The following is a 24,818-nucleotide window of genomic DNA, read 5'->3' as shown; positions in this document are numbered from 1 at the left end:
GAGCTTATGTTATCTCATATCCAAAATAACTATCATCATCTTCGGAAGTCTGAAGCAAAAGTTGCTGATTGGGTCTTAGCTCATCCAAATGAAGCTGTTGATCTCTCCATTAGTGCATTAGCTGAAAAAGCTGGAGTCTCAGAACCCACCATTATGCGCTTCTGCCACGCTCTAAACTATGAAGGCTTCCACACCTTTAAACAGCTCCTCGCTAAGAGTTTACGATCGGGCGTTCCCTTTGTTCACGGCAGTATCTCCCCTCACGATTCTACCGCAAGCATTATTATCAAATTGATCGATCAATCGAGCGCTGCACTTCTCAATATGAAAAACTTTCTCAAAGAGGAAGATCTCGATCAAGCAATCGGACTACTTGAGCAGGCTAATCAGGTCATGTGTATTGGTCATGGTGTCTCTGGCGTTGTGGCTAATGATATTCAACAGAAGTTATTACGAGTCGGAATCCCCGTCTCTGCCTATACAGATCACCATGTTCATAGCTTAGCGGCAAGCCTTTTAACACCGAAAGATGTCTTGATCGCCGTCTCCCATACCGGAAAGAGTCAAGATGTTATCGACTCTGCTGATCTTGCTCTCTCAAATGGTGCGAAAGTGATCGCCTTTGCCCCTAAAAATTCCCCCTTAAGCTACCATGCTACCGTTGTTTTAGAGTCTGGAACAAAAGAGGATACTTCAGAATATATGCCGATGATCTCTCGTCTTGCTGATCTTGCTATTGTCGATATCCTTCTAGTGACTTTAGCCCTTAAAAAAGGCCCTGAGTTTAGAATCGCAATGGAGAACTCCCTTAAAATCATCGACTCCAAACGCACAAAAGAGTAAGTCAGATCAAATGAGAGCCGACTAAAAGATGCAAAATTCTATAAAAACCATTTGTGACAATAAGATGATCGACGAGAAAGGCCCCCAAGAAATGTCTGCGCCCCAACATCGCTATGCACTCCTAATTGAGTATGATGGAACGAACTTCAAGGGATGGCAAAAACAGCTCAATCCGCCGGTTCGTTCAGTTGAGGCGGTCTTAGAAGAGGCCGTTAGCTTTGTAGCAAATGAGGAGATTAAACTTGTCTGTGCCGGACGAACCGATGCTGGCGTCCATGGTATTAATCAGATCGTCCATTTCGATAGCAATGCCGTTCGTGAAAAGCGCGCCTGGATGTTAGGCATTAACTCTAATCTTCCGGCTGATTGTGCCATCCGCGATATTACCGAGGTCTCTTCCCAATTTCATGCTCGATTTAGCGCCGTTAGCCGTACCTATCGCTACTTTATCTACAATCATCCCTATCGAAGCCCTCTGCTAAGAACTCAAAGTCTCTGGTGTTACCATCCGCTCGATATCATCAAGATGGAACGCGCAGCACAAGCCCTTATTGGGGAGCATGACTTCTCTGCTTTCCGCTCCTCAGAGTGCCAAGCAACAACCCCTTTTCGAAATATCCACCACATCACCTTCCAACAGAATGGGCCGCTTATTGAGATTGAATTAAAAGCAAATGCCTTTTTACACAACATGGTCAGAAATATTGTAGGTACCCTGCTCGAAGTAGGCTTAGGTAAAGAGGAGATAATCTATCCTCAAAGGGTATTAGAGAGTCTCGATAGAACTCAAGGCGGTATCACCGTTCCTCCTCAAGGACTACATCTCTACCAGGTGGAATATCCTGAAGCGATCAATCCTCAATTAATGCTCACCATAAGAGAGTAGAGACTTCAGCCTGAGTTTTGAGGATGATCTTCTCAATATCGAGATATGACTAGCGCAATTTTAGTCGCATAATTAGCTACACCATTTAAGATGCTCTATTTAAGATTATCTATTTAAGAATGAAAATAGAGTATCATTGAAAGACCTTATTAATAAAAGACCTTATTAAAGCAATAGAGAGATCTTCTCTGATCCCAATTGCTGATTCTAATTTGCAATAAAGGAATTAAAATGAAACAGAAGACAGTTTTAACAGGAATTAGTACAACAGGAACCCCCCATTTGGGAAATTATGCCGGCGCAATTCGCCCTGCAATTGAGTTGAGTAAAACTCATGACAGTGCTTACTTCTTCCTAGCTGACCTTCACTCTTTAATCAAATGCCAAGATCCCGAATTGGTCAATCAATCTCGCCTTGAAATTGCCGCTACCTGGATGGCCCTTGGACTAGATACCGATAAAGCGATTTTTTATCGCCAATCAGATATTGAAGAGATTCCGCAAATTACCTGGCTTCTTAACTGTGTTACGGCAAAAGGGACAATGAATCGTGCTCATGCCTATAAAGCAGCGGTTGATGATAACATCGCACAGGAGAATGATCCTGATCGTGGAGTTACCATGGGGCTCTTCTCCTACCCCGTTCTAATGGCTGCCGATATCTTAACATTTAATGCAGACCTCGTTCCTGTCGGTAGCGATCAGCGTCAACATGTTGAGATTGCTCGTGAAATTGCACAGCGCTTCAACCATATCTACCAATCTGAGTTCTTTGTTATGCCACAAGAAGTAATCGATGATGAAACTGCGATTTTACCCGGTCTTGATGGTCGCAAGATGAGTAAATCCTACAACAATACAATCCCTCTCTTCTTGCCTGAGAAGAAGCTACAAAAATCGATCAATCGCATTGTGACAAACTCTTTAGAACCTGGTGAGCCCAAAGACCCTGATAGTGCGCATCTATACGATATCTACAAAGCCTTTGGTAGTGCTGAAGAGACTGCGGCTTTTCGTGCAGCTCTCATTGATGGGATGGGTTGGGGGGATGCGAAAAAAGCGCTCTTTAATCTCATCAATGATCAGATCAAAGAAGCAAGAGAACGTTACTATGAGCTGATGGCAAATCCTCGTATTATTGAAGAGACTCTACAAAAAGGGGCCGAAAAAGCACGTATCCCGGCAAGAGAGATGTTACTAAAACTAAAAGATGCTGTTGGTCTGAGAAATTTTATCTAACCCTTTCGGCAGAAATAATGTAAGGAGTAGCTCATCACTACTCCTGATTTTTCACGATAAGTAATAAAATATTTAGTTAATAATAAAATAAATAGCAACAATAAAAGAGAGATAAAGGATGCTCAATAGATATGAGTGAACATGACAATATTGCGATCTTTAAAGGAGAACAACTCAATCCTCCGGTAGATCTCTTTATCCCCCCAGATGCTTTTGAAATTTGGCTCGATCAATTTGAGGGTCCGCTCGATCTACTGCTCCATATTATCCGAAAAAACAACTTCGATATCCTCGATATACCTATTAGCGATATTACAACGCAATATATGTCCTATATCGATTATCTAGAAGAAGAACGCTTTGAACTTGCATCTGAATATCTTGTTATGGCTGCCTGGTTAGCGGAGATTAAATCTCGCATTCTACTTCCAACACCTGAAGTAGATGAGAGCGAAGAAGAGATCGATCCACGTCAAGAGCTTATTCGTCGTCTACAGATCTATGCGCAATATAAAGAGGTCGCAATCCAACTTTCAGAGCGAGAGATCTTCTACCGAGATATTTTTCCTATCTCCCCAGATACCCCTAATATTGTTGTGGAAACACCAGAACCCACAATTGAACTCTCGCAACTTCTTAAAGCATTAGAAAAAATTATTGCAAGAGCTAATCTTCACCAAAAGCATCAGATTAAATCGGAAAAGATCTCTATTAATGATCGTATTGATCAGATTATTACCCGTCTAACGCCGGAAAAACCGATTGCATTTACGGAACTCATCGATCCTGCTGAAGGTCGCTATGGCATTACAATCTCCTTTCTCTCACTCCTTGAATTAGCGCGAAAACAGCAGATTCTTCTCACCCAAGAAGAGGCTTATAGCGATATCTTAATCGCCCTCGCTACAGAGTAGTTTCCCATCTATTCAAAGAGTTACCTACAGTTAAAGTTGCTTATTTTTAGAAGGTTTATCTTCCTAACCATTTGAAATAAGGAGTTTTTATAATGAATAAGGTAACCTCAATTTATAAACGAGTAGTGTTCTCTATCTCATTGCTCATATCAGCACTTCTCCTATCACTTGCCCATTCAGCACCTATCAATATCAATAGCGCTGATGTCGATACCATTATGGAGAACTTAACGAATATAGGGCCCGTTAAGGCAACCGCGATTGTTGAATATCGTGAACAGAATGGCCCCTTTAAACGTGTGGAAGATCTTCTTGCTGTCAAAGGTATTGGCGAAAAAACATTAGAAGCCAATCGCGATAATATCATTATTGATGAGATGATTAGTGATGTTACAAGCGCCACAAATGTTACAGACAATACAACGAGTGACGCAACTACAGATAAGGCGCCGACAGAGAGAGTCGCAGATAATGCGCAATCGAATAACCCACAACAAAATTCTACTACTGAGAAGTAGAGGATCAGAGGAGATAAGGGAGAGATATCTCCTCGCTCATAACTCTCAATGCTCTCCCTAACTCAACTATCTCCTCCCGAGCAGCCTTCAAGGAGAGGGCTGCTCCTTTCATCTCCTTCTAACAACTCTAATTCCTCTAATCTTTCTAATACTTCTAATCTTTCTAAGATTTCTATTTTTATCTCCCCCCCCCGCTTCCCCATCTCTCTACCCCATTATTCTTTTGTTCTCTTCTAGACTCGTCTACATTCTTTCGAGTTCTTTTATTTTTATTCTCCCCAACTTCCTATTTCCTTGAGAAAGAGAGAAACAGTAAGGTAAAGAAAAAGATGATCTATACACCAAATCATGAACGAGGTATGACACTCCTAGAGATGATTCTTCTCCTTCTACTTATCGCGCTGACCAGCTTTGCCCTTATCCCACTCTACCGCTCACTTCATGAGTCGATTCTGCTTGAGATTGCAACATTTCATCTAAAACAGGATCTACAGATGGCCAAAAATTTGGCCTCGTTAGAGGAGCGGTCGCTAACACTTTGTGGTAGTCGTGATGGCCTCCATTGCCTCGGAGAAGAGGAACGAATCTGGCCAGGTTGGCTCCTCTTCTACGATGATCAACAACAATTCATCCCGACAGAAGAGACTATTTTGCACTACTACCCTCTTGCAAAGAAGAGTCAGCAACAACTGATGATTACTACAACGGTGAATATTGGTGGTGGGCTCAATATCAATGCCCGCAGAGAATATGGTTACGGTATGGCTCGCTCATTGCCGAATGGAAGAATCAATATCTGTTACCAAAATAAAGCCCGAAATCACCAAAATCTCCCCTCCTTCATTATCAATGTCTATGGCTATTTTCGCCTCACCAATGAAAAGGGTAGCTGCTAAGCAGACTACCCTAAATTTTTCATTTCAATTGATTGTTAATTATTGATTATTGAATATTGTTTGCTATTTTCAACAACTTTAAGAGATTTTTAAAGATCCTCAAAGCACTCAAAAATCCTGCAATAGCAACGCTAGCAAACTACTACTGCTTCTCTGCCATCTTCCGTAATTTGAAAGGCGCATAGATTAAGATCGCAATTAAGAAGAGTCCTAAATAACCGATCAAAGGATAGAAGTAAGCGATCAGATCGGTAAAACCAACGAAGCTTGCAACATAGCCAACAGCGCCCGTTATAATAGCGAAGATATAGGACTTTTTCGTCTGCATTATTGTAAAGCGCGCTACAAATGCGTAGTACATCGCAACACCGGTGTTGTAGATCATCCCAAAAAGAACAATCGCCATAAAGCCCCCTAAGACGGGCGAGATATCTTGAATGATTTTCAATAGTGGTAAAGGATAATCGCCTACAATATCCACTTTAAGGAAGATAGCTAAATGGGCTAAGAGAATTAAGAGCCCGACGCCAATTCCGCCTAAAAAACCGCCCCATGTTGCAATCTTAACATTCGGCTCACTTCCGCCCATAACGAGCGCCATTCCAGCACCTACCGCAATATTAAATGAGACATAGTTAACGGCAGAAACAAACCAGTTTGGTAATGAGGTCTCAATACTTGTAGCGATAGGTTCTAAAACAGCTAGATCTTGGCTATAAGTGAAGAGGCTATAGGTACAGATCACCACTAATGCCACAATCAAGAAAGGAGTGATACTACCGATGAGCGAGATAACACGATGAATCGGCATCAGTACCGTTGCTACAATTAATACCGTCATCACTAAGCTACCGATAAAAGGAGAGAGTCCTAAAAACTGTGTTCCTAAACTTCCCGCGCCTGCAACCATCACAACGCCGACACCAAAGAGTGTTAAGACCAAAATAGCATCAACGACCGAGCCCAAAACCCGTCCACTTAAGGTGTAGATCGCTTCACTATGGGAATGAACCTTCATAATGCTCCCGATACGGGTCAACATCATTCCCATATAGGCAAAGAGAACCGTCGCAACAAATGCTCCGACAATCCCCATATAACCGAAACTTGTAAAATATTGTAGAATCTCTTGTCCCGAGGCAAACCCTGCCCCGACAATAATTCCTACGAATGCACTCGCAATACGCAGTACTTGAAACATAACCCCTCCTCATGTAATGGTTCTATTTCGCTCTCCTATCTTCTCTTTTCCTAACTATTTTTTATTTAGAAAATATTATTGAAATAAGGAATTGTTTGAATTAAGGGAGCGATTTTTATCTTTCAAATCAAAAAGTTAACCCATTTAGCCGATTTAAGATTTTCAAATTATTTTGAATCACCTAAATTACTTAAATTACTTAAATTACTTAAATTACTTTTAAGTTTGTGCTTTTTAATTTGCATTTAAACTAATATTTTCAACTAACATTTTTAGCGGATCGATATTTTCGGATTGTTTCTCAATCTCTTCTTCTATCAATCGCATCAATCTCGATAACAGAGTTATCATCATCACTTCGATGATAATATCATCCCGGATCGCCCATAATAAGAGCGCCTCAAAAATAGGGCGCTCTCTGATGATAGAATCAACATATAACACGTTACATACTAAATCTATTTATTGTAAAATAAATACTCAAATTATATAAAAATAGATCAAAAATATATAGAGTATATATGTGGTACATATGTGGTACATATATGGTATATATGAAAAATATATGGAGTGTATGAAGGATATCATTACGCCTTCGGTTCCTCTTTTTTACCATTATAAAATTCGCTCTGAAGATAACGATGATAGAGAAAACGGAGTGCAACCATTAAAACGGCACAAGCGGGTAATGCTAATAATACCCCGGTAAAACCAAAGAGCGTTCCTCCCGCCATTAAAGCGAAAACAACCGCTATAGGATGCATACCTAATTTATCCCCAATTAAGATCGGCGTTAAAACAAAACTCTCCATCAATTGACCGATTGCAAAGACGATCCCAACAAAGAAGAGATGGGTCAAAGTACCATATTGAAACCAAGCAACCGTTAACCCCATAATGACACCTGAGGTTGCTCCAAAGTAGGGAATAAAGCTGATTAAGCCAGCAATCATCCCAATCACCAAGCTATATTCCACCCCGACGATACTCAATCCAATCCCATAAATACATGCCAAACAGAACATTACGGTGAGTTGGCCGCGTAAAAAACCACTCAACATATAGTTAGCCTCATGGAAAAAACGCATCGCTTGAGGAAAGATTGTTCTTGGGATCAGTGTCTCAAATCTTTCAGTGATAGTGGTCCAATCTCGCATAACATAGAAAGTGATCATTGGAATAAGGAAGAGGCTTACTAAAAAGCCGATGATTCCCATAATGATCGCACTAATAGAAGGGGCTATTTTTGAGGTAAGCTCTCCAAGATAATTGAGTGATTTTGTCAATGCTTGTCGCGCTTCATATTGATTCTCTTTAAGACTCTCTAGAGAGAGTAGTTTCTCTAAACGGGGAAAGATATTATCCTGCACCCAGAGATAATAGGTGGGAACTTTATCAACAAATACTAAAATCTGATTGAGAAGCTGTGGAATGACGACGGTTAAAAGTAGCACCAATAGAAGTAATAACCCGGCAAAGACAATTGTGACCGCTAAAACTCTTGGAATCCTTTTCGATTGAATCTTTTCCACTAAAGGATTACCTAAATAGGCTAAACCAAACGCAATTAAGAAAGGGATTAAAACAGCGGCTAAACGATGAATGAGGTAGAGTGTTATTATTACTCCGATCCAAAAAAATATAAGACGATTAACCCGGTCAAATTGCATGCAGACTCCTATCGATTTCTATCAATATTTCTAAAATATACTAGGTAAGATCTATTATCGGGATATTAATAATAACCATCAACTCCCCAATGATGCTCTCTATTCTACGCAACTTTACCCTAAAAGCCGACCTATTTAAGAGATAGAGAGAAAAAATAGAATACAAATCATTAAGAGCATCAACTGCTCAAGTATGCCTTAATAACACTTAAGTAAATGACAAAGCATCTTACAAATCACCGATTAAAAATGGAAGAGAATTGCGAAAGTTACACCAATCTCCTATGATTATGAACTTCGAGCTTTTATGGAATATTTCATAGGTATGTCATGAGTATGCCATGAGTATGCCATGAGCATTTCACGATAAAAATAGTGAGCCGAGACGCCAATCGCCTCATCCAGCGATTGATCAATCATACGACTTACCCACCCTTAACAATCAATAGATCAACAGATAGACTAGATAGAATGCAACAGAGAACGCAACAGAATCAAGATCTTTTAATCGATGCGGTAGATGCCCTTTTACCACAAACACAATGTGAACAGTGCCAATACCAAGGTTGCTTTGCCTATGCAGAGGCTATTGTCCGTGATGATGCACCTATTAATCGCTGCCCTCCCGGAGGCGATCGGGTTATTGCTGCATTGAGTGAGCTCCTAACACGCCCAATACTCCCCTTAAATGAGTCGTTAGGTCACTATAAGCCCCCTCAAGTTGTTCGTATAGAAGAGCCCTACTGTATCGGCTGCATGAAGTGCATTTTAGCTTGTCCCGTTGATGCAATTGTCGGCGCACGTCGCTTGATGCATACTATTATCACCGAAGAGTGTACTGGATGTGAGCTCTGTATTCCCCCCTGCCCCCTCAACTGTATCGTGATTGAGCCTCTAGACCCGCAGTTAGCAGCTTCTCCGATAGGACTCTCCGCTTGGGAAAAACAGCGTGCTGAAAAGTCACGTCAAAGGTATCGCGCAAAAAAAGCACGAGAAGCAGCACGAACCAATATTACAGATACACAGCCTCCTCAAGAAAAAGAGCTTGCTGACCCGGCACCTAAGGCAAAAATGCTCGATCTAATCGCTCTGGCAAAGAAGAGTTATGAAGAGCGCTAAATAGCGACTGAAAAATTGAATTGAAACAGAAAAAGAGAGTAATGATGAGTAAGAATAAAGAGTATCAGCGCCTCATGAATCGGGAAGAGATCACCCAGTTTTTCACAATATTACGAAATGAAAACCCTGAACCGAAGACAGAATTGATCTACCATTCCACCTTTGAGCTTTTAGTGGCTGTGCTTCTCTCTGCTCAATCAACCGATGTGGGCGTTAATAAAGCGACAAAAGGGCTCTTTGCTGCAGCTAATACGCCTCAAGCAATGTATGACTTAGGTGAAGAGAAGATTAAGGAGTATATTCGAACGTTAGGTCTCTATAATTCTAAGGCAGCTAATTTACATAAAACTTGTGGTATTTTAGCAACGAAATATCAAGGAGAGGTTCCTAATGAGCGAGCCGCTTTAGAAGCGCTTCCCGGCGTTGGTCGAAAAACAGCAAATGTCATCCTCAATACCGCCTTTCGTCAGCCTACAATGGCTGTTGATACCCATATCTTTCGCCTCTCAAATCGCACAGGATTAGCACCGGGTAAAAATGTTCGAGAGGTGGAGGATAAACTGCTCAAAAGGATTCCTAAAGAGTTTCTTCTCGATGCCCACCACTGGCTTATTCTTCATGGGCGCTATACCTGTATTGCACGCAAACCTCGCTGTGCATCTTGTCTGGTCTATCACCAGTGCCAATATTTAGAGAAGACCGATGAGTAGAAACAAAAATAGAAATAGAAATAGAAAAAGATAAGGGCGAGATCATTCCTCTCGCCCTTCTTAAATTCGATTAAATACGATAGAGCAATCAACTCACCAATGACTCCATCAATCTCTTTACAGAGACTCTTTCACAAAAAGGAGCATTAACGCTCGCCCAAATAGGCTGAAAGTCCACAGGATGATCCCCTATCTCTAACTCATCGATCGTTGCTGCATGAACCAAAAAGAGCTGCTCCGGGAAAGGGAGTGTTCTGCCACGGACTTTTCGTAACTGCTGCGTTCCTAAATTGCTATAACAGCGCCCTAATACCCCCGTCCAATGCTCTGTTAAGACAGAATCATACTCATTACTCTTGAGAAGAAGATCCGCTTCTTGCTCACTTAATCCCGATTCTGGCGTCAACATAAATGCGGTTCCAATCCCAACACCATCCGCCCCTTGAATAATTGCCGCAGCAAAGAGTGATTTATTATAGATCCCGCCTGATACCGCAAAAGGCTTTTCCAATAGACGCGCCCCTTGAGTTGTTAATGCCTGTGCACTAAAAGCATGAGTGCGGACATCACCAATAAAAGTGTGACGCATTCCCCCCGATTCAGATCCTTGTAAGAGATGGACATCAACACCACTCTCTTCCCATAAAAGCGCTTCAACCATATGAGTTGAATGACCAATAATTTTAACGCCAGCCTCTTTTAAGAGTGCAATCGTCTCTTTAGAGGGAATACCAAAAGTGAAACTGACGACCGGCACCTCCTCATCTAAAATAACCTCTAAAAGATCATCTAAAGGTGAGAGTTCCCATGCATCAGTATTGAGATTCTCCATCTCTAAAAGCTCTGCGCTTGCAAACCCTTTCATCCGTGAAATCGCATCCGCATAGAGCGATTCTGGAATATCACGACTCTTTGAGATCATTAAGTTAACACCAAATGGGCGATCGGTTAACTCTTTAATAGAGGAGATCTCATGTTGCAGGGCTTCGGGGGTTAAAAAACCACCAGCAATCATGCCTAGACCACCACTATTTGAGACTTCAGCAACAAGCTCTGTTGATCCACCATGGTAGAGTGGCACCTGGATAATAGGATACTCAATCGATAGTTGTTGAGATAAGCGTGCAGGTTTATTGATCGTCATTTTATCTCCAATTAAATAAATGAATCGCATTCTGTGTTGTTATCTTAGCAAGTTCTCCCCTCTCAAGCGATCTTTGTTGTGCAATAGCGTGGGCAATTTTCACCAAATCTTCCGGCAGATGCGCCTCCCCCTTTTCCCGATAAGCTCCTGGTTGAAAGGGTGCATCTGTCTCAAGTAGAAGATGATCGATAGGTGTCGCTTGTAATAAACGTTGCAACCTTTTAGCGCGCGGATAGGTGACCGCCCCTCCAAATCCTAAATAGAAGCCGAGTGCTAAGATCTGCTCTAACTGCTGCAGACTACAGTTGATACCGTGAAACACCCCTCGAGCCTGCGGATAGCGACGCAAAATTTGCAATACTGAATCTACCGCTTTATAGGAGTGGATAATTAAGGGGAGTTGATACTCTACAGAAAGTGCAACCTGCGCTTCAAAGAGAGCTATCTGCTTTAGATGATCCTCACGAGAGAAATCGAGTCCGCACTCCCCTATAGCGATAGGTGAATAATGCTCGATCGCCTCCCTTAACGATAAAATAGCGAAATCGAGCTGCTCCGGCAAAAACCACGGATGGAGCCCCAAAGCAGGATAACAGTGAGAATAACGCTGAGAGATCTCCACGATAGGGATAAATGAATCAATGGTCGTTGCCGGCATAATCCATCCCCGAACACCCAAATCCTGGGCTCGTTGCAGATGTTCAGCGAGCGCCTCTTTCGGCGTTATATCATTGAGATGAATATGGGTATCGATCATTTTCTTCTACCTATCAAAGTTAGCCTAGTGAACCTGAGGTGTTCCCTCTTCTGCAACAACTTCCTCTCTATCTCTGCCTTTAAGGTGATAGTAGAGCATCAAAGCACCTACTCTGACAAATTCGATCAACTCCTCTAGCGCGAGATAATCTTCCTCATCAGCCAACTCATCGACCACCTGTTCCCGTTCTAATCCTGAGAACTCAATAATATAACGGATACAATCACGACCATCTTCATCGAGCGCCTCATAGAGCTCATTAGAGAGGCCAAAGCCATAGCTAAAACCATGGCACCATTTGATAAATCCTTCAATACGTTGCTCTAAAGGCTCTTCCGGTAAGAGAAGAGAGAGATTAAAATCTTCTGAATTTAACTCTGCAAGCGTCTTTTCATAGAGAATTTTTAAGATCTCTTGATTCAACTCCGCTTCATCAAAACGAATATGCTCAATCTCCACTAGCCAATTATGAAAATAATCATGAGACTGCCCACATAGAAGGGCTATTAAGAGCCCCTGCGCTTCAGAAAGATTAAGACCTGGAAATTGCTCTTGCAATAATTGGTAGGTCACACTTTGAGGGATTTGTGTTTCTGACATCGATCGCTTCCTTTCTTTTTTCTGCTGTTTCTGCTGTTTCTCTACTATTTTACCGTTACGATGAGGGAAATACCCTACATCTCTACGTCTCTACTATCTACTATCTACTTCTATAGCCTTCTTCTCTACGAGATAGCTATTCTCTTCCCTATATAGAATTTCTGTTTCCATCAACATTCACTAAAATAGTTAAAATAGTTATTAAAACGCCTACTGATGCGCCTATTAAAGCGCTTATTATAACGCGATTGAATAGCCTGATTAAGATAGATACAAAAAGTAGATACAAAAAGGCTTTAGCACATAATGTACTAAAGCCTTTTAATATGCTCTGTTAAATAAGGAATACTTACTTATTAACTGACTCGCGAAGACCTTTACCAGCTCTAAACGCAGGTACGCGTGACGCTTTGATCTGAATTGTTTTTTCAGGGTTACGTGGGTCACGACCAACACGTGCAGCACGATCACGTACTGTAAATGTACCGAAACCAATTAAAGTTACACTATCACCATTTGCAAGCGCTTCAGTAATGGTTTCCATCACTGCTTCAACCGCTTTCGCAGAAGCTACTTTCGTCATTTCCGTTTTTTCTGCTACTGCAGCAATCAATTCAGTTTTGTTCATAAAATTATATCCTACTATTAAAAAAACATGTAATTTGCACGATCATAGTGTGCTTATGTCTATTCAAATTAACAAACTTTGCTAATTCTGTATAGATTTATACGTCCGCAATCGATGCAAGTCAAGTGATTCAATGTGTTTTCGCTCTTTTTTTGATCTCATCGACCTCTTCAGGAAGCGTTGTAAAACTATCAAAGCGTTTCCACTCATCTCGTCTTGTAAGTGATTGTGTTAATGCACAATCTACCACTTCATCGAAGGTTTTTACAGGAATAATCTCTAATGCATCAAGAATATATTGAGGAACCTCCTCTAAATCCTTCACATTCTCCTCTGGAATCAAGACGGTACGTATACCCGCACGCTCGGCCGCTATCAATTTTTCTTTTAATCCCCCAATAATTAACACATGACCTCTGAGGGTGATTTCCCCTGTCATCGCAATATCGGAACGAATCGGTACACCTAAAAGTGCAGAAAGAATGGCAAGCGTAATTGCAGCACCGGCACTTGGTCCATCTTTAGGAATCGCTCCCTCCGGAGCATGAACATGAATATCCCATTTTTTATAAAAATCATCGGGTAGACCATAGTAACTACTACGAGCTCGAATCACGGTTAATGCGGTTCTCACTGACTCTTTCATCACATCACCAAGACTACCTGTTGCGATAAGTTCCCCTTTACCGGGCACTAACTGTACCTCAATCCCCAGAAGATCACCACCAACTTGTGTCCAAGCTAACCCATTGACATAGCCAACCTCATGCTCATCCTCTTTAATACCATGACGATACTTGATAGCGCCAAGATAATATTTGATACGCGCCTTATCAACGATCTCCCCTTTACGATCACGCTCTTTATCGAGCATTCTCTCTTTAATAAATTTACGGAAGATTGTATTGATTTCACGGGTTAAATTTCGAACCCCTGCCTCTTTTGTGTAGTGATTGATAAGGAAAAGAAGCCCATCATCGGTAAACTTAATCTCTTCCCGCGTTAATCCATTCTCCTTATAGGCATCTGGAATAAGGTGCTCTTTCGCAATTGTGAGCTTCTCAAGCTCGGTATAACTTGAAAGTTCAATGATATCCATTCGATCACGTAGAGGCCCTGGAATATCATAACTATTGGCGGTTGCAATAAACATCACTTCCGAAAGATCGATATCAACATCGAGATAATGATCATTAAAGGTGCTATTTTGTTCTGGATCTAAGACCTCTAGAAGTGCTGCTGCCGGATCACCTTTATGGCTATGTCCGGTCTTATCTAACTCATCGAGAAGAATAAGCGGATTTTTGGTCTTCGCTTTTGCTAAAAGTTGTACAAGCTTACCCGGCATTGCGCCGATATAGGTACGGCGATGTCCTCTAATTTCAGACTCATCACTTACGCCCCCTAAACTCATCCGCACAAACTCTCGCCCTGTTGCTTCAGCAATTGAGCGAGCAAGTGAGGTCTTACCCACACCAGGAGGTCCAATAAAGCAGAGAATATCACCCTTCTTCGACTTGGTATGACTAATCACTGCTAAGTGCTCAAGAATATGATCTTTCACCTTCTCAAGGCCAGAATGATCTCGATCGAGCGTCTTCTTCGCAGTAATCAGTCCATAACGAAGACGCGAGCGATCATTCCATGGCATCTTTAAGAGCCAATCGATATAGGTACGCGCAACAGTACCCTCAGCGGACATTGCCGGCATCGATTTAAGTCGCTTAACTTCGTTTAGCCCCTTCTCTTCAGCCTCTTTGGGCATTCCCGCTGCTTTAATCTTCTCTTCGAGTGTCTCAAGCTCTGAAAGACCAGAATCGTTTAGATCATCAAGCTCTTTATGGATCGCTTTGATCTGCTCATTGAGGTAATATTCACGCTGATTTTTTGAGATCTGAGTCTGCACCAGGCCATGAATTCGGCGCTGAAGATCGATAATATTGAGCTCAACACTTAAGTGGTTAATCAATAGATCCGCAGCTTCACCTAAATCTTCTGCCGCTAAGATCGATTGTTTCTTTTCCACCGACATTGGAATCTCACAAGCAAGCTTCATCACCAATGGATAGAGCGCTTTATCCTCTAAGAGCAATTCCGGCGTTAATTGTTTAATTTGAGCATTTTCTAAAAGCTTCTTCACCAACTTCTCAAAAGTGGCGTAGTAGACCTCTTCTTCTGCCTCTGTTAGATTATTTTCAAAAGGGGCAAGCTCATAACTTCCCATTACAAAATCAAAAACGTAGCCCTCACCGTTTTCATAGACTAACTCTTTTGTCTTCTGCAATTTAACTCGTTCAAGGGCTTCTAATGTAACTTGGTAGGATCCCCCTTTTGAGAGTTTACTTGAGATAATACGGACAACAACACCGGTATGGTAGATTGTCTCCATATTAATTCGCTCTTCATCAGGATCTTTTAAACTCATCAATAGAACACGATTATCAACCTCCGTTGACATCTCAAGCGCACCTATTGAAAGAGGTCTACCCACTAAAAGTGGAGTTTTTGTCCCCGGAAATACTACTAAATCGCGAAGCGCTAAAATAGGTAATTCCGCATCTTTTACTCGTTTTTGAGACATTCGTTTTTATCTCCAATTTATTATAATGTGATTTGGTATTCATCCACGTTTTATCGATAAATCTCTACATTAATGATCTTACCACCTAACAGTGATTGTTAGAAGTTATGCTATCGTTAGCCTCTCTTAGAATCACTATGAGATACTTGAACCTCATAAGTTCTGTTGATCTTGATTGCTATCAATTGCTATCAATTGCTATAGATTACTATCAGATAGCAGATCAACCGACGAGAGGTTATCAGTGATATAAGTAACATAAGTAATACTAAGTGATATCCAGTTGTACAAAAGAGATAAAAAATATAAAAGAGAGAGAATTGATATAATTTTGGTAGAAAATTAACATAAAATTAATATCAAATTTTTGATCACTCTTTTGATCACTCATTTATTTCATTTATTACTTTCGTACTTTCATCAAATCATCAATCGCAAATGACATACTATCTCTATATTCGATGCTTTATGAAAGTGACTTCTAAAACCGATACAGACATACATAACACTCAATATGGCGACAGATCCTATGCATTTCAAGCTCTCTACCCATTATTCTCCGGCAGGAGACCAGCCCGAAGCAATTACTGCATTAACAGAAGGACTCAACGATGGACTAGCCTTTCAGACCCTTCTTGGCGTTACAGGATCAGGGAAAACCTTTACCATGGCCAATGTGATCCAAAATACACAGCGCCCGGCAATGATCTTAGCTCCCAACAAGACACTTGCTGCACAACTCTATGGTGAGATGAAGGAATTTTTTCCTGAAAATGCTGTGGAATATTTTGTCTCCTATTACGATTACTATCAGCCAGAAGCCTATGTGCCGGCATCAGATACCTTTATTGAAAAAGATGCTTCTATCAATGATCATATCGAACAGATGCGACTTTCAGCGACTAAAGCGATCTTAGAGCGTCCCGACACTATTATTATTGCCACTGTCTCCGCAATTTACGGTCTTGGCGATAAAGATCACTATATGAGTATGATTCTCCATGTCACTAAAGGGGAGCGGATCGATCAACGCGATATTATTAAGCGTTTAGTAGAACTACAATATACACGCAACGATACGATCTTAGAGCGCGGAAACTTTAGAGTTCGAGGCGAAGTGATCGATATCTTTCCCGCAGAGAGTGAACGAGATGCGGTTCGAATTGAGCTCTTTGATGATGAGATTGAAAAACTCTCCTTCTTTGATCCTCTAACCGGTCATGTCTCTCGCAATGTCTCCCGCTTGACGGTCTATCCCTCAAGCCATTATGTAACCCCCAAAGATCGACTACTTGCCGCCGTGGAAGAGATTAAAGTGGAACTCGCCGCACGCTTAGAAGAGCTTCGTTCACAAAATAAATTATTGGAAGCACAACGAATTGAGCAACGAACCAAGTTTGATATTGAGATGATGATTGAACTGGGCTATTGCCAGGGAATCGAAAACTACTCGCGCTACCTCTCCGGAAGAGCGCCGGGAGAAGCACCTCCCACACTCTTCGATTATCTCCCTAAAAATGCCATTCTCTTTATTGATGAGTCTCACGTTGCCGTTCCTCAAGTAGGGGCAATGTATAAAGGGGATCGATCTCGAAAAGAGACCTTAGTCAATTACGGTTTTCGCCTCCCCTCTGCTCTCGATAACCGCCCACTTAAATTTGAAGAGTTTGAAAATTTAATGCCTCAAACGATCTTTGTCTCGGCAACGCCAAGTATCTATGAGGCAGAACATGCAGATCAAGTTGTAGAACAGGTGGTAAGGCCAACAGGACTTCTCGATCCGATTGTAGAGGTTCGTCCGGCAGAGACACAGGTCGATGATGTTCTCTCTGAGATCCATCAACGAATTCCTAAAAATGAACGGGTTCTTATTACCACTTTAACGAAGAAGATGTCAGAAGATTTAACCGAGTTCTTAGCCGATCATGGAATCAAAGTTCGATATCTCCATTCAGATATCGATACTGTAGAGCGAGTGGAGATTATTCGCGATCTACGACTCGGTGTCTTTGATGTTTTAGTGGGAATCAACCTGTTACGAGAAGGACTCGATATCCCTGAAGTCTCTCTTGTGGCGATTTTAGATGCCGACAAAGAGGGATTCCTCCGTTCAGAGCGCTCCCTGATTCAGACTATAGGGCGCGCCGCACGAAACTCAGAAGGGAAAGCCATTCTCTACGCCAATAAGATCACTAAAGCGATGCGTGCCGCAATCGATGAGACGGAACGTCGTCGAGCACTACAAGAGGCGCACAATATTGAACACAATATTACCCCTAAAACCATTCAAAAACAGATTCAAGACATTATGTATGATGCCCGCGATGCCGCTCCTGATAATGAATATATCAAAGAGTATCGCGGTAAATTGATCATCGATGAACAGAGTATTAATGATGAGCATCAATTCAAATCTGATCCTAAAAAATTGGCAAAACATCTGGCACAATTGGAAAAAGAGATGCTCGATCATGCACAAAACTTAGAGTTTGAAGCGGCTGCAGAGATGCGAGATGAGATTGAGCGTCTTAAGCGAGAGTTTCTTCTTGCCTAAAGTTTTTCCTTAAAGAGCATGATAAAATGACCCAATGAGCTCAAAATCCCCTATTTGCGTTAACACTAAGTTAATACCTTTTAATTAACGCCGGGGATTGCAACTTTCGTAACATCAGAAAGATCTCACCTCAAGGATGCAAAAGAGATCAATACGAACAATAAAGCGAGGAGTATTTATGAAAAAAGCGGTAGGATTTATCGGTGGTGGCAATATGGCAAAGGCGATATTGAGCGGATTATCACAAAAAGAGCGTTGTTTTGACCTCTATCTTTGTGATCGAAATGAAGAGAAACGCACCTATTTTCAACAGACGCTCGGCGTTACCACTTCAGCAGATTATCGCGATTTTATCGATCAGGTCGATATCCTTATTCTAGCCATCAAACCCCAAGGATTCCCAGCTCTCCTTGCTGAACTTAAACCCATTCTTCATGCACTTAAAGAGAAACCACTCATTATCTCTATCGCTGCCGGCGTCTCAATAGAAGCCATTTTACGTGGCATCGATGCAACGGAATATCCCATCATTCGTGTCATGCCTAATACCCCATCCACTATTGGATTAGGCGCTTCTGCACTCTATGCTAATGAAGCGGTCTCAAAATCTGCATGCAATGATGCCGGCCAGATCTTCGCAAGCTGTGGCATTACTACTTGGCTTGCATCTGAAGAGCTCATCTCTGCGGCGGTAGCTGTCTCGGGCTCAAGCCCTGCTTACCTCTACTATCTGATGGATATTATGAGCCGTGTCGGAGTAGAGATGGGGCTTACTCCTGAAAATAGTAAAGTATTGACACAGCAAGCGGTGCTAGGTTCAGCACGTTATAGTCAACTTTCTGATCTCTCTTTTGAGACGTTAAAGCGCAATGTGATGTCCCCCCAAGGAACAACAGAGCAGGCGATCTTTAGCTTAGAGAAAAATCATTTTGACAAGATTATTGAGGAGGCGATGAGAGCTGCATTTAATCGTGATCAAGAACTTTCCGAACTCATCTCTGAGAAAATATAGGTGATCTAGAGTAGCGATGAATCATCTATTCGTTACGCTATTAACGCCATTGAATCACCGACTCAATCTCAGTTATAAATTCTTCTATTTCCACTATTTTCCTATTTCCTATTTCCCCCCATTAGATAGATGAGGAGCAAAATCTCTAATGATCAACAATATTCTCGAATTTCTCATTGAAGTTGCTTATAGCTTTGCGATGATCTTTATTCTTCTTCGCTTTCTATTGCAATTAGTTAAGGCAAACTTTTACCATCCGATTGTGCAATCGATCGTTAAACTCACCAATCCAATTATCTTACCGATTCGTAAAATCACGCCCATCGTCGGCAGTGCCGATTGGTCTGCAATCTTAGCGGCGATTATCATTACAATCATCAAATATCTCCTCTTGATGTTACTTAAAGTGATGTTGCCGATTACACCGCTAGCATTAGTAGGGGTGGTGATTTTAGAGATCTTGCGCAACATTATCTATATCTATCTCTTTGCTTATATTATCCAAGCAATTAGTAGTTGGATCGGCTCATCTCCAAGACAGAGCGTCTTTTTAAGTCTTCTCAATCAATTACTTGCCCCCATTATGAAACGCTTCCCTTTTAAGCTACAGGTCGGTATGATCGATTTTCGCCCAATGGTGATTGTCCTCGGTCTCTTCTTAGGCTTAAATGTGATCAATCATTTCTACGCAAAATTGATCTTCTTTGCCTAGCGAATGAAAAGAGCATTTCGCAAAACCTCATAGAAAACCTGATTATCAGGATAATAATAGTTAGAAGGTAACAGTTAAAAGGTAACAGTTGGGAAATAATAGTTAGGCAGTAACAGTAGAAGAGCTATAGAACACTATAGAACGCTATAGAAAAATAATAAATCCAGCATCTGATGACAGATCACATAAGAATAGATCATACAATATGAGTGAAGTACGAGAAAAGAGCACGATAGATAAGATCCCTGATGAAGCATATCAGCAACATCGATACTTTATGCAAGAGGCTCTTCTTGAGGCACAAAAAGCAGGGGAGATCGGAGAAGTCCCTATCGGTGCTGTGATCGTCTACAATGGAGAAATTATCGCACGTGGGCATAATCGCTCCATTATCGATAATGATCCTACAGCACATGCCGAGATTGTTGCAATTCGCAAAGCTTGTGCCAAAATCAAAAACTATCGTCTGCCGGGGATGACACTCTATGTCACTTTAGAACCTTGTACAATGTGCGCAGGCAGTTTTCTCCACGCACGTATCGATACCGTTGTTTATGGTGCCGGAGATTCCCGGAATGGCGCATTAGGAACTAACCTCAATATCAATGACTATAAAGCATTTAATCATAAAATCACCATTATTCCACACATCCTCCGAGAGGAGTGTCGTTCACTTATCAAAGCATTTTTTAAAGAGCGTCGGGTTAAAAAATAGAGGAGCTAATCATTATGACAACCATTAAAGAAGCCTATTTCAAACTAATCGAAGAGAAAGGTTTTAAGGTCGATCCCGTCCAAGTTTCTGTCGCTGAGAGCTATGACAAATTAAAAGCTAAAATTCTCAATGACAAACCGATTCCGGCAGAGGATTCTCGCTCCTTTATGCAGAAGATGTTAAAACCTTTTGCCGAGCAACCGATGACCTATAGCGATCCTCGTGGACTCTATATCTATGGGCGCGTAGGAAGAGGAAAAACCTTTCTAATGGATCTCTTCTTTAACAATATCGATGTTCCCAAAATTCGAGAGCATTACTACCACTTTATGCAAGATGTTCACCAAAAGATGCGTCAATACCAAGGAAGTGAAGATCCGCTTAAATTGGTAGCAAAAGAGTTTGCCAAAGAGTGTAAAGTTCTCTGTGTAGATGAGTTTCACGTTATCGATATTACCGATGCGATGATTCTCTATCGTCTACTCGATGCCCTCTTAGCGGAAGGTATCTTCTTTATCACAACCTCTAACCGTCCACCTGAAGATCTCTATAAAAATGGATTACAGCGTCAACAATTTCTACCGGCAATCGACATTATCAAGAATCGTCTTGAAGTCATTGTTCTCGATACAGATCAAGATTATCGTATGCGCCATATCGATAGTGCCGATGTTTGGTTTACCGGTACAGAAGAGGAGCAAGAGAAGCAGTTCAAACTAAAATTTGAGAAGCTCACCGGAGGTTCAGATCATCCCGAAACGCTCGATGTCAATGGCCATCCATTTCATATGTTAGAACATTATGAGAAGAGTGCCTGGTTCACCTTCGATGAAGCTTGTTGCAAAGCACGTTCATCTCAAGACTTTATCTATCTTGCATCAATCTTAGATACCGTTTTCTTCAGTGGCTTACCGCAATTAACGCGAGATTTAGAGAATGAGGCAAGACGCTTTGTGATTATGATTGATGAGTTCTATGACCAAGGGGTCAAAGTGATTATTGGTTCGGAAGTTCCGATGAATCAACTCTATGCGCCGAAAGGTGAAAAGGCGCTCGACTTTGAGTTTGATCGCACAATTAGTCGCCTTATTGAGATGCAATCACAAGAGTATCTCGATCAACCAAAAAGAACGAGCAACAAAGAGAAACAATAAAGAGATAACGGAGAGAGATTATGAGCATCCACCCCACCCCAAGTACAGAGCAGTTTTTAGAAGTCTTAAGCGCAAAAAACTTTAGCGGCGAGATTGAGGTCTCTTATGCCCAAAGATTAATCGCGGCAACGGATAACTCTATCTACCAATTGATGCCGGAAGCGATCCTTTTTCCCAAAGATAATCACGATGTGGAGAAAGTGATGGTACTGCTAGGAGAGGAGCGATTTCGCCATATTACGCTCTCCACTCGTGGAGGTGGCACAGGAACAAATGGGCAATCCCTCAATCAAGGGATTATCTTAGATCTGTCACGCCATATGAATAAGATCCTAAATTTTGATCCTGATAAGAGGGTCGTGACAGTGCAAACGGGAGTTGTCAAAGATCAGCTCAATGCCTATCTTCGCCCCTATGGTTTCTTCTTTGCACCTGAGCTTTCAACCTCTAACCGTGCAACAATCGGTGGAATGATCAATACTGATGCTTCTGGCCAAGGAAGCTGTGAGTATGGCAAGACCAGCCAACATGTCCTTGAGATCTTAGCTTATCGCATCGGTGGTGAAGCGCTTGTGAGTCGTCCTTTTTCTCAAAATCAGAAAGATGAACAACGCTTGCCAATAGCGGAATCTCTCTATCAAGCACTTCTTCCCCATAAAGAGAAGATCCATGCTCACTTCCCTCAACTTAATCGATTTATCACCGGATATGATCTTGATCACTTTACCCAAGATGAGATGATCAACCTCAACCATCTTCTCTGTGGGTCAGAAGGAACATTGGGCGTTTTTACAGAAGCTAAACTCAATGTCTTGCCGATCCCTAAAGAGACAGCGCTGGTTCTGATCACCTATAATGATTTTATCGGCGCGCTAGAGGATGCTCCCCTCTTAATGGGGGCAACACCTAAGCCGACATCGGTCGAAGTGATTGATAATATTGTCATGGAGATCGCTAAGAATGACTTTATCTGGGCGACAACAGAAGAGTATTTTAGCGGCATCGATTATGAGGCGCTTAAAGCGATTCAACTTGTTGAATTTAATGCTGATGATCTTCCGACATTGCAAGAGAAGGTCACCGACTTTACACACTATATTGAGACCCATCCTCACAAAAGCCGACTCTCCATTCGCCCACTCTTAGGAAAAAAAGCGGTACTTGATATCTATGGTCTGCGTAAACGTGCGGTGGGATTGTTAGGCGCTGTTCAAGGAAATCGTCGCCCGATTCCCTTTGTGGAAGATACAGCTGTTCCACCAGAAAATCTAGCCCCCTTTATTGCTGAATTTCGAGCTATTCTAGACCAAGCGGCAGTCAAATATGGCATGTTTGGTCATGCTGATGCCGGCGTTATCCATGTCCGCCCCGCACTTGATCTCAAACTAGAAGAGGATCGCCCGCTTATTCGACAAATCTCCGACAAAGTCTATCAGCTCTGCCAAAAGTATGGGGGCGCACTTTGGGGAGAGCATGGAAAGGGGGTTCGCTCTGAATATGCTCAAGATTTCTTTGGTGAGCTCTATCCCCTTGTCCAGAGTGTAAAAAGAACGTTCGATCCTTACAATCAACTCAATCCCGGCAAAATTGCAGCCGTTGCGGATCATGCACTCTTAAAGATTGATGAAGTGCCACTTCGTGCTGATTTTAATCGTCAGATCAATAGCCATTACTGGGCTGAAAATGCTTATGCGACAACTCTCTACTGTAATGGAAATGGCGCCTGCTTCAATTATGATCTCAATGCCGCAATGTGCCCAAGCTATAAAGCGACAAGAGAGCGAATTCACTCCCCTAAAGGTCGAGCAGAATTGATCAAAGAGTGGCTTCGTCAAAAATCACACAATATTGTTCAACCCCAATTTGAGCAAGAGCTCTATGATTCACTCTCACTCTGCTTAAGCTGTAAATCATGTGCCGGAGAATGCCCTATTAAAGTCAATATCCCGGCGGCAAAATCCCAATTTCTCAATGAATATTATCAAAAGAGAAAACGCCCACTCTATGAAAAAATCTTGATCAATGCTGAAAAGATGGTAGAACAGAGTGCCAAGGTTGCAGGAATTACTAATTGGATTACCCAAAACAGCCTAACGAAGCAGCTCTTCTCACAGATTGGACTCGTCGATCTTCCACAACTTGAGCGAGCCCAATATCATGCAGATCAACACTACTATCAACAATTAACACTCGATAACCTCTCCTGCTTAGAGTCGGTTAAATCTCCGGAAAACGCAGTTATTTTAGTGCCGGACTCCTTCTTTATGTTCTATGATGCGACAACCTTTAATGCCACCGTAGAGCTCCTTCATCAATTAGGCGTCATAATCTTTATCGCGCCTTACCAATCCTCTGGAAAGGTCGCTCATGTCTATGGTGCTTTAACACAATTTAAAAAAGAGGCTGAAGCTCAAAATGAGCTCTTAACGAAGCTTGCCGCTTACGGCATTCCACTCGTAGGTATCGAACCACCGATCACACTCACCTATCGAGAAGAGTATCCTGCTATCGGGCTTGCTTCCCCCAATGTTGCACTCATTCAAGAGTGGTTAGCCACCTATCTTGCCAATAGACAAGATCTTCCACAGATTGAAGAGAAGATCGATCTCAAGCTGATGAGCCACTGTACTGAAAAGACCAATGCAACACATGCGCCTAAAGCATGGCAAGAGATATTTGCCCGTTTTGGCCTCCACTTAAGTGAGGAGAAGAGTGGTTGTTGTGGAATGAGTGGTGGCTTTGGCCATATTAAGAAAAATAGAGATCTCTCTGAAAAGATCTACTCTCAATCATGGGGCGAGATCATCAAAGAGAATGCACCTGAAACACTCTTAGCTACTGGATCTTCCTGCCGAAGTCAGGTAAAACGCTTCGATAATGTTGAGATTGTTCATCCGATTGTGAAACTCAATCAACTGTTGAGCCCACTTTTGCAGAGATAGCAATCAAGATTGAAGATAGGTTA

Annotated in this window: 21 protein-coding genes; 14 read left to right on the top strand and 7 right to left on the bottom strand. The window is 41.8% G+C overall.

Going from position 1 to position 24,818, the window contains the following annotated elements:
• The first annotated feature begins 6 nt into the window (after positions 1 to 6).
• The 6 genes from B9T19_RS01320 (at position 7) to B9T19_RS01295 (ending at position 5,296) form a co-directional block, all read left to right on the top strand.
• Positions 7 to 843: a MurR/RpiR family transcriptional regulator gene (locus tag B9T19_RS01320; protein ID WP_094566811.1), complete on the top strand. Its 837-nt coding sequence runs from the start codon at positions 7 to 9 to the stop codon at positions 841 to 843.
• A gap of 28 nt (positions 844 to 871) precedes the next feature.
• Complete coding sequence (truA, locus tag B9T19_RS01315; RefSeq protein WP_233146758.1) at positions 872 to 1,729, top strand: tRNA pseudouridine(38-40) synthase TruA; 858 nt, start codon at positions 872 to 874, stop codon at positions 1,727 to 1,729.
• A gap of 231 nt (positions 1,730 to 1,960) precedes the next feature.
• A complete protein-coding gene (gene trpS, locus B9T19_RS01310) occupies positions 1,961 to 2,968 on the top strand; it encodes a tryptophan--tRNA ligase (protein WP_094566810.1) in 1,008 nt (335 codons plus the stop codon).
• Positions 2,969 to 3,099: 131 nt separating this feature from the next.
• Complete coding sequence (locus tag B9T19_RS01305) at positions 3,100 to 3,882, top strand: ScpA family protein (RefSeq protein ID WP_229821577.1); 783 nt, start codon at positions 3,100 to 3,102, stop codon at positions 3,880 to 3,882.
• A gap of 92 nt (positions 3,883 to 3,974) precedes the next feature.
• Positions 3,975 to 4,400 carry a helix-hairpin-helix domain-containing protein gene (locus tag B9T19_RS01300; RefSeq protein ID WP_094566808.1) on the top strand — a complete coding sequence of 142 codons (426 nt, stop codon included), beginning with the start codon at positions 3,975 to 3,977 and terminating at the stop codon, positions 4,398 to 4,400.
• 329 nt (positions 4,401 to 4,729) lie between these two features.
• Positions 4,730 to 5,296, top strand: a complete 567-nt coding sequence (locus B9T19_RS01295; protein ID WP_094566807.1) for a hypothetical protein — start codon at positions 4,730 to 4,732, stop codon at positions 5,294 to 5,296.
• A 142-nt stretch (positions 5,297 to 5,438) separates the two neighbouring features.
• Here the strand turns inward: B9T19_RS01295 and B9T19_RS01290 are convergent, their stop codons facing one another.
• On the bottom strand, positions 5,439 to 6,497 hold the full coding sequence (locus B9T19_RS01290) for a hypothetical protein (protein WP_094566806.1): 1,059 nt from the start codon (positions 6,495 to 6,497) through the stop codon (positions 5,439 to 5,441).
• Between the two features lie 587 nt (positions 6,498 to 7,084).
• Positions 7,085 to 8,167, bottom strand: coding sequence for an AI-2E family transporter (locus B9T19_RS01280; protein ID WP_094566804.1), 1,083 nt, complete (start codon positions 8,165 to 8,167; stop codon positions 7,085 to 7,087).
• Between the two features lie 471 nt (positions 8,168 to 8,638).
• Here B9T19_RS01280 and B9T19_RS01275 point away from each other — a divergent pair, with 471 nt between their 5' ends.
• Together B9T19_RS01275 and nth are read left to right on the top strand one after the other, a co-directional pair.
• Entirely contained in the window at positions 8,639 to 9,286 is a 648-nt protein-coding gene (locus tag B9T19_RS01275; protein WP_094566803.1) for an RnfABCDGE type electron transport complex subunit B, read from the top strand.
• Positions 9,287 to 9,360: 74 nt separating this feature from the next.
• Positions 9,361 to 9,996 (top strand): endonuclease III, encoded by a 636-nt coding sequence (gene nth, locus B9T19_RS01270; protein ID WP_094567347.1) that lies wholly within the window; start codon positions 9,361 to 9,363, stop codon positions 9,994 to 9,996.
• An 88-nt stretch (positions 9,997 to 10,084) separates the two neighbouring features.
• Here the strand turns inward: nth and B9T19_RS01265 are convergent, their stop codons facing one another.
• The 5 genes from B9T19_RS01265 to lon form a co-directional block, all read right to left on the bottom strand.
• Positions 10,085 to 11,140, bottom strand: coding sequence for a nitronate monooxygenase family protein (locus tag B9T19_RS01265; protein ID WP_158214321.1), 1,056 nt, complete (start codon positions 11,138 to 11,140; stop codon positions 10,085 to 10,087).
• Between the two features lies 1 nt (position 11,141).
• On the bottom strand, positions 11,142 to 11,897 hold the full coding sequence (locus B9T19_RS01260; protein WP_094566801.1) for a TatD family hydrolase: 756 nt from the start codon (positions 11,895 to 11,897) through the stop codon (positions 11,142 to 11,144).
• Positions 11,898 to 11,921: 24 nt separating this feature from the next.
• Positions 11,922 to 12,497 (bottom strand): YecA family protein, encoded by a 576-nt coding sequence (locus B9T19_RS01255; protein WP_094566800.1) that lies wholly within the window; start codon positions 12,495 to 12,497, stop codon positions 11,922 to 11,924.
• Between the two features lie 349 nt (positions 12,498 to 12,846).
• A complete protein-coding gene (locus B9T19_RS01250) occupies positions 12,847 to 13,125 on the bottom strand; it encodes an HU family DNA-binding protein (RefSeq protein WP_094566799.1) in 279 nt (92 codons plus the stop codon).
• A 130-nt stretch (positions 13,126 to 13,255) separates the two neighbouring features.
• The gene (gene lon / locus B9T19_RS01245; protein ID WP_094566798.1) at positions 13,256 to 15,706 is read right to left on the bottom strand and encodes an endopeptidase La; all 2,451 of its coding nucleotides are present in this window, start codon (positions 15,704 to 15,706) and stop codon (positions 13,256 to 13,258) included.
• A gap of 514 nt (positions 15,707 to 16,220) precedes the next feature.
• Here lon and uvrB point away from each other — a divergent pair.
• The 6 genes from uvrB (at position 16,221) to B9T19_RS01215 (ending at position 24,795) form a co-directional block, all read left to right on the top strand.
• Positions 16,221 to 18,260: an excinuclease ABC subunit UvrB gene (gene uvrB, locus B9T19_RS01240; RefSeq protein WP_233146757.1), complete on the top strand. Its 2,040-nt coding sequence runs from the start codon at positions 16,221 to 16,223 to the stop codon at positions 18,258 to 18,260.
• A gap of 178 nt (positions 18,261 to 18,438) precedes the next feature.
• Complete coding sequence (gene proC, locus B9T19_RS01235; protein WP_158214320.1) at positions 18,439 to 19,272, top strand: pyrroline-5-carboxylate reductase; 834 nt, start codon at positions 18,439 to 18,441, stop codon at positions 19,270 to 19,272.
• 148 nt (positions 19,273 to 19,420) lie between these two features.
• Positions 19,421 to 19,984, top strand: coding sequence for a YggT family protein (locus B9T19_RS01230; RefSeq protein ID WP_094566795.1), 564 nt, complete (start codon positions 19,421 to 19,423; stop codon positions 19,982 to 19,984).
• A 205-nt stretch (positions 19,985 to 20,189) separates the two neighbouring features.
• Positions 20,190 to 20,699 (top strand): tRNA adenosine(34) deaminase TadA, encoded by a 510-nt coding sequence (tadA, locus tag B9T19_RS01225; protein WP_094566794.1) that lies wholly within the window; start codon positions 20,190 to 20,192, stop codon positions 20,697 to 20,699.
• Positions 20,700 to 20,713: 14 nt separating this feature from the next.
• Complete coding sequence (gene zapE / locus B9T19_RS01220; protein ID WP_094566793.1) at positions 20,714 to 21,853, top strand: cell division protein ZapE; 1,140 nt, start codon at positions 20,714 to 20,716, stop codon at positions 21,851 to 21,853.
• Between the two features lie 20 nt (positions 21,854 to 21,873).
• Positions 21,874 to 24,795 carry an FAD-binding and (Fe-S)-binding domain-containing protein gene (locus B9T19_RS01215; RefSeq protein ID WP_094566792.1) on the top strand — a complete coding sequence of 974 codons (2,922 nt, stop codon included), beginning with the start codon at positions 21,874 to 21,876 and terminating at the stop codon, positions 24,793 to 24,795.
• Positions 24,796 to 24,818 lie beyond the last annotated feature (23 nt).

The sequence above is a fragment of the Ignatzschineria sp. F8392 genome, assembly GCF_002252045.1.
Classification (GTDB): domain Bacteria; phylum Pseudomonadota; class Gammaproteobacteria; order Cardiobacteriales; family Wohlfahrtiimonadaceae; genus Ignatzschineria.
The sequence above is the reverse complement of the archived record's forward strand: the minus strand, read 5'-3'. Positions and strand labels throughout refer to the sequence as shown.

Bases quoted from the DNA above. Each gene is read 5' to 3' on its own strand.
- B9T19_RS01320 (WP_094566811.1), top strand. From the start codon at position 7: ATGTTATCTCATATCCAAAATAACTATCATCATCTTCGGAAGTCTGAA.
- truA (WP_233146758.1), top strand. From the start codon at position 872: ATGCAAAATTCTATAAAAACCATTTGTGACAATAAGATGATCGACGAG.
- trpS (WP_094566810.1), top strand. From the start codon at position 1,961: ATGAAACAGAAGACAGTTTTAACAGGAATTAGTACAACAGGAACCCCC.
- B9T19_RS01305 (WP_229821577.1), top strand. From the start codon at position 3,100: ATGAGTGAACATGACAATATTGCGATCTTTAAAGGAGAACAACTCAAT.
- B9T19_RS01300 (WP_094566808.1), top strand. From the start codon at position 3,975: ATGAATAAGGTAACCTCAATTTATAAACGAGTAGTGTTCTCTATCTCA.
- B9T19_RS01295 (WP_094566807.1), top strand. From the start codon at position 4,730: ATGATCTATACACCAAATCATGAACGAGGTATGACACTCCTAGAGATG.
- B9T19_RS01290 (WP_094566806.1), bottom strand. From the start codon at position 6,497: ATGTTTCAAGTACTGCGTATTGCGAGTGCATTCGTAGGAATTATTGTC.
- B9T19_RS01280 (WP_094566804.1), bottom strand. From the start codon at position 8,167: ATGCAATTTGACCGGGTTAATCGTCTTATATTTTTTTGGATCGGAGTA.
- B9T19_RS01275 (WP_094566803.1), top strand. From the start codon at position 8,639: ATGCAACAGAGAACGCAACAGAATCAAGATCTTTTAATCGATGCGGTA.
- nth (WP_094567347.1), top strand. From the start codon at position 9,361: ATGAATCGGGAAGAGATCACCCAGTTTTTCACAATATTACGAAATGAA.
- B9T19_RS01265 (WP_158214321.1), bottom strand. From the start codon at position 11,140: ATGACGATCAATAAACCTGCACGCTTATCTCAACAACTATCGATTGAG.
- B9T19_RS01260 (WP_094566801.1), bottom strand. From the start codon at position 11,897: ATGATCGATACCCATATTCATCTCAATGATATAACGCCGAAAGAGGCG.
- B9T19_RS01255 (WP_094566800.1), bottom strand. From the start codon at position 12,497: ATGTCAGAAACACAAATCCCTCAAAGTGTGACCTACCAATTATTGCAA.
- B9T19_RS01250 (WP_094566799.1), bottom strand. From the start codon at position 13,125: ATGAACAAAACTGAATTGATTGCTGCAGTAGCAGAAAAAACGGAAATG.
- lon (WP_094566798.1), bottom strand. From the start codon at position 15,706: ATGTCTCAAAAACGAGTAAAAGATGCGGAATTACCTATTTTAGCGCTT.
- uvrB (WP_233146757.1), top strand. From the start codon at position 16,221: ATGGCGACAGATCCTATGCATTTCAAGCTCTCTACCCATTATTCTCCG.
- proC (WP_158214320.1), top strand. From the start codon at position 18,439: ATGAAAAAAGCGGTAGGATTTATCGGTGGTGGCAATATGGCAAAGGCG.
- B9T19_RS01230 (WP_094566795.1), top strand. From the start codon at position 19,421: ATGATCAACAATATTCTCGAATTTCTCATTGAAGTTGCTTATAGCTTT.
- tadA (WP_094566794.1), top strand. From the start codon at position 20,190: ATGAGTGAAGTACGAGAAAAGAGCACGATAGATAAGATCCCTGATGAA.
- zapE (WP_094566793.1), top strand. From the start codon at position 20,714: ATGACAACCATTAAAGAAGCCTATTTCAAACTAATCGAAGAGAAAGGT.
- B9T19_RS01215 (WP_094566792.1), top strand. From the start codon at position 21,874: ATGAGCATCCACCCCACCCCAAGTACAGAGCAGTTTTTAGAAGTCTTA.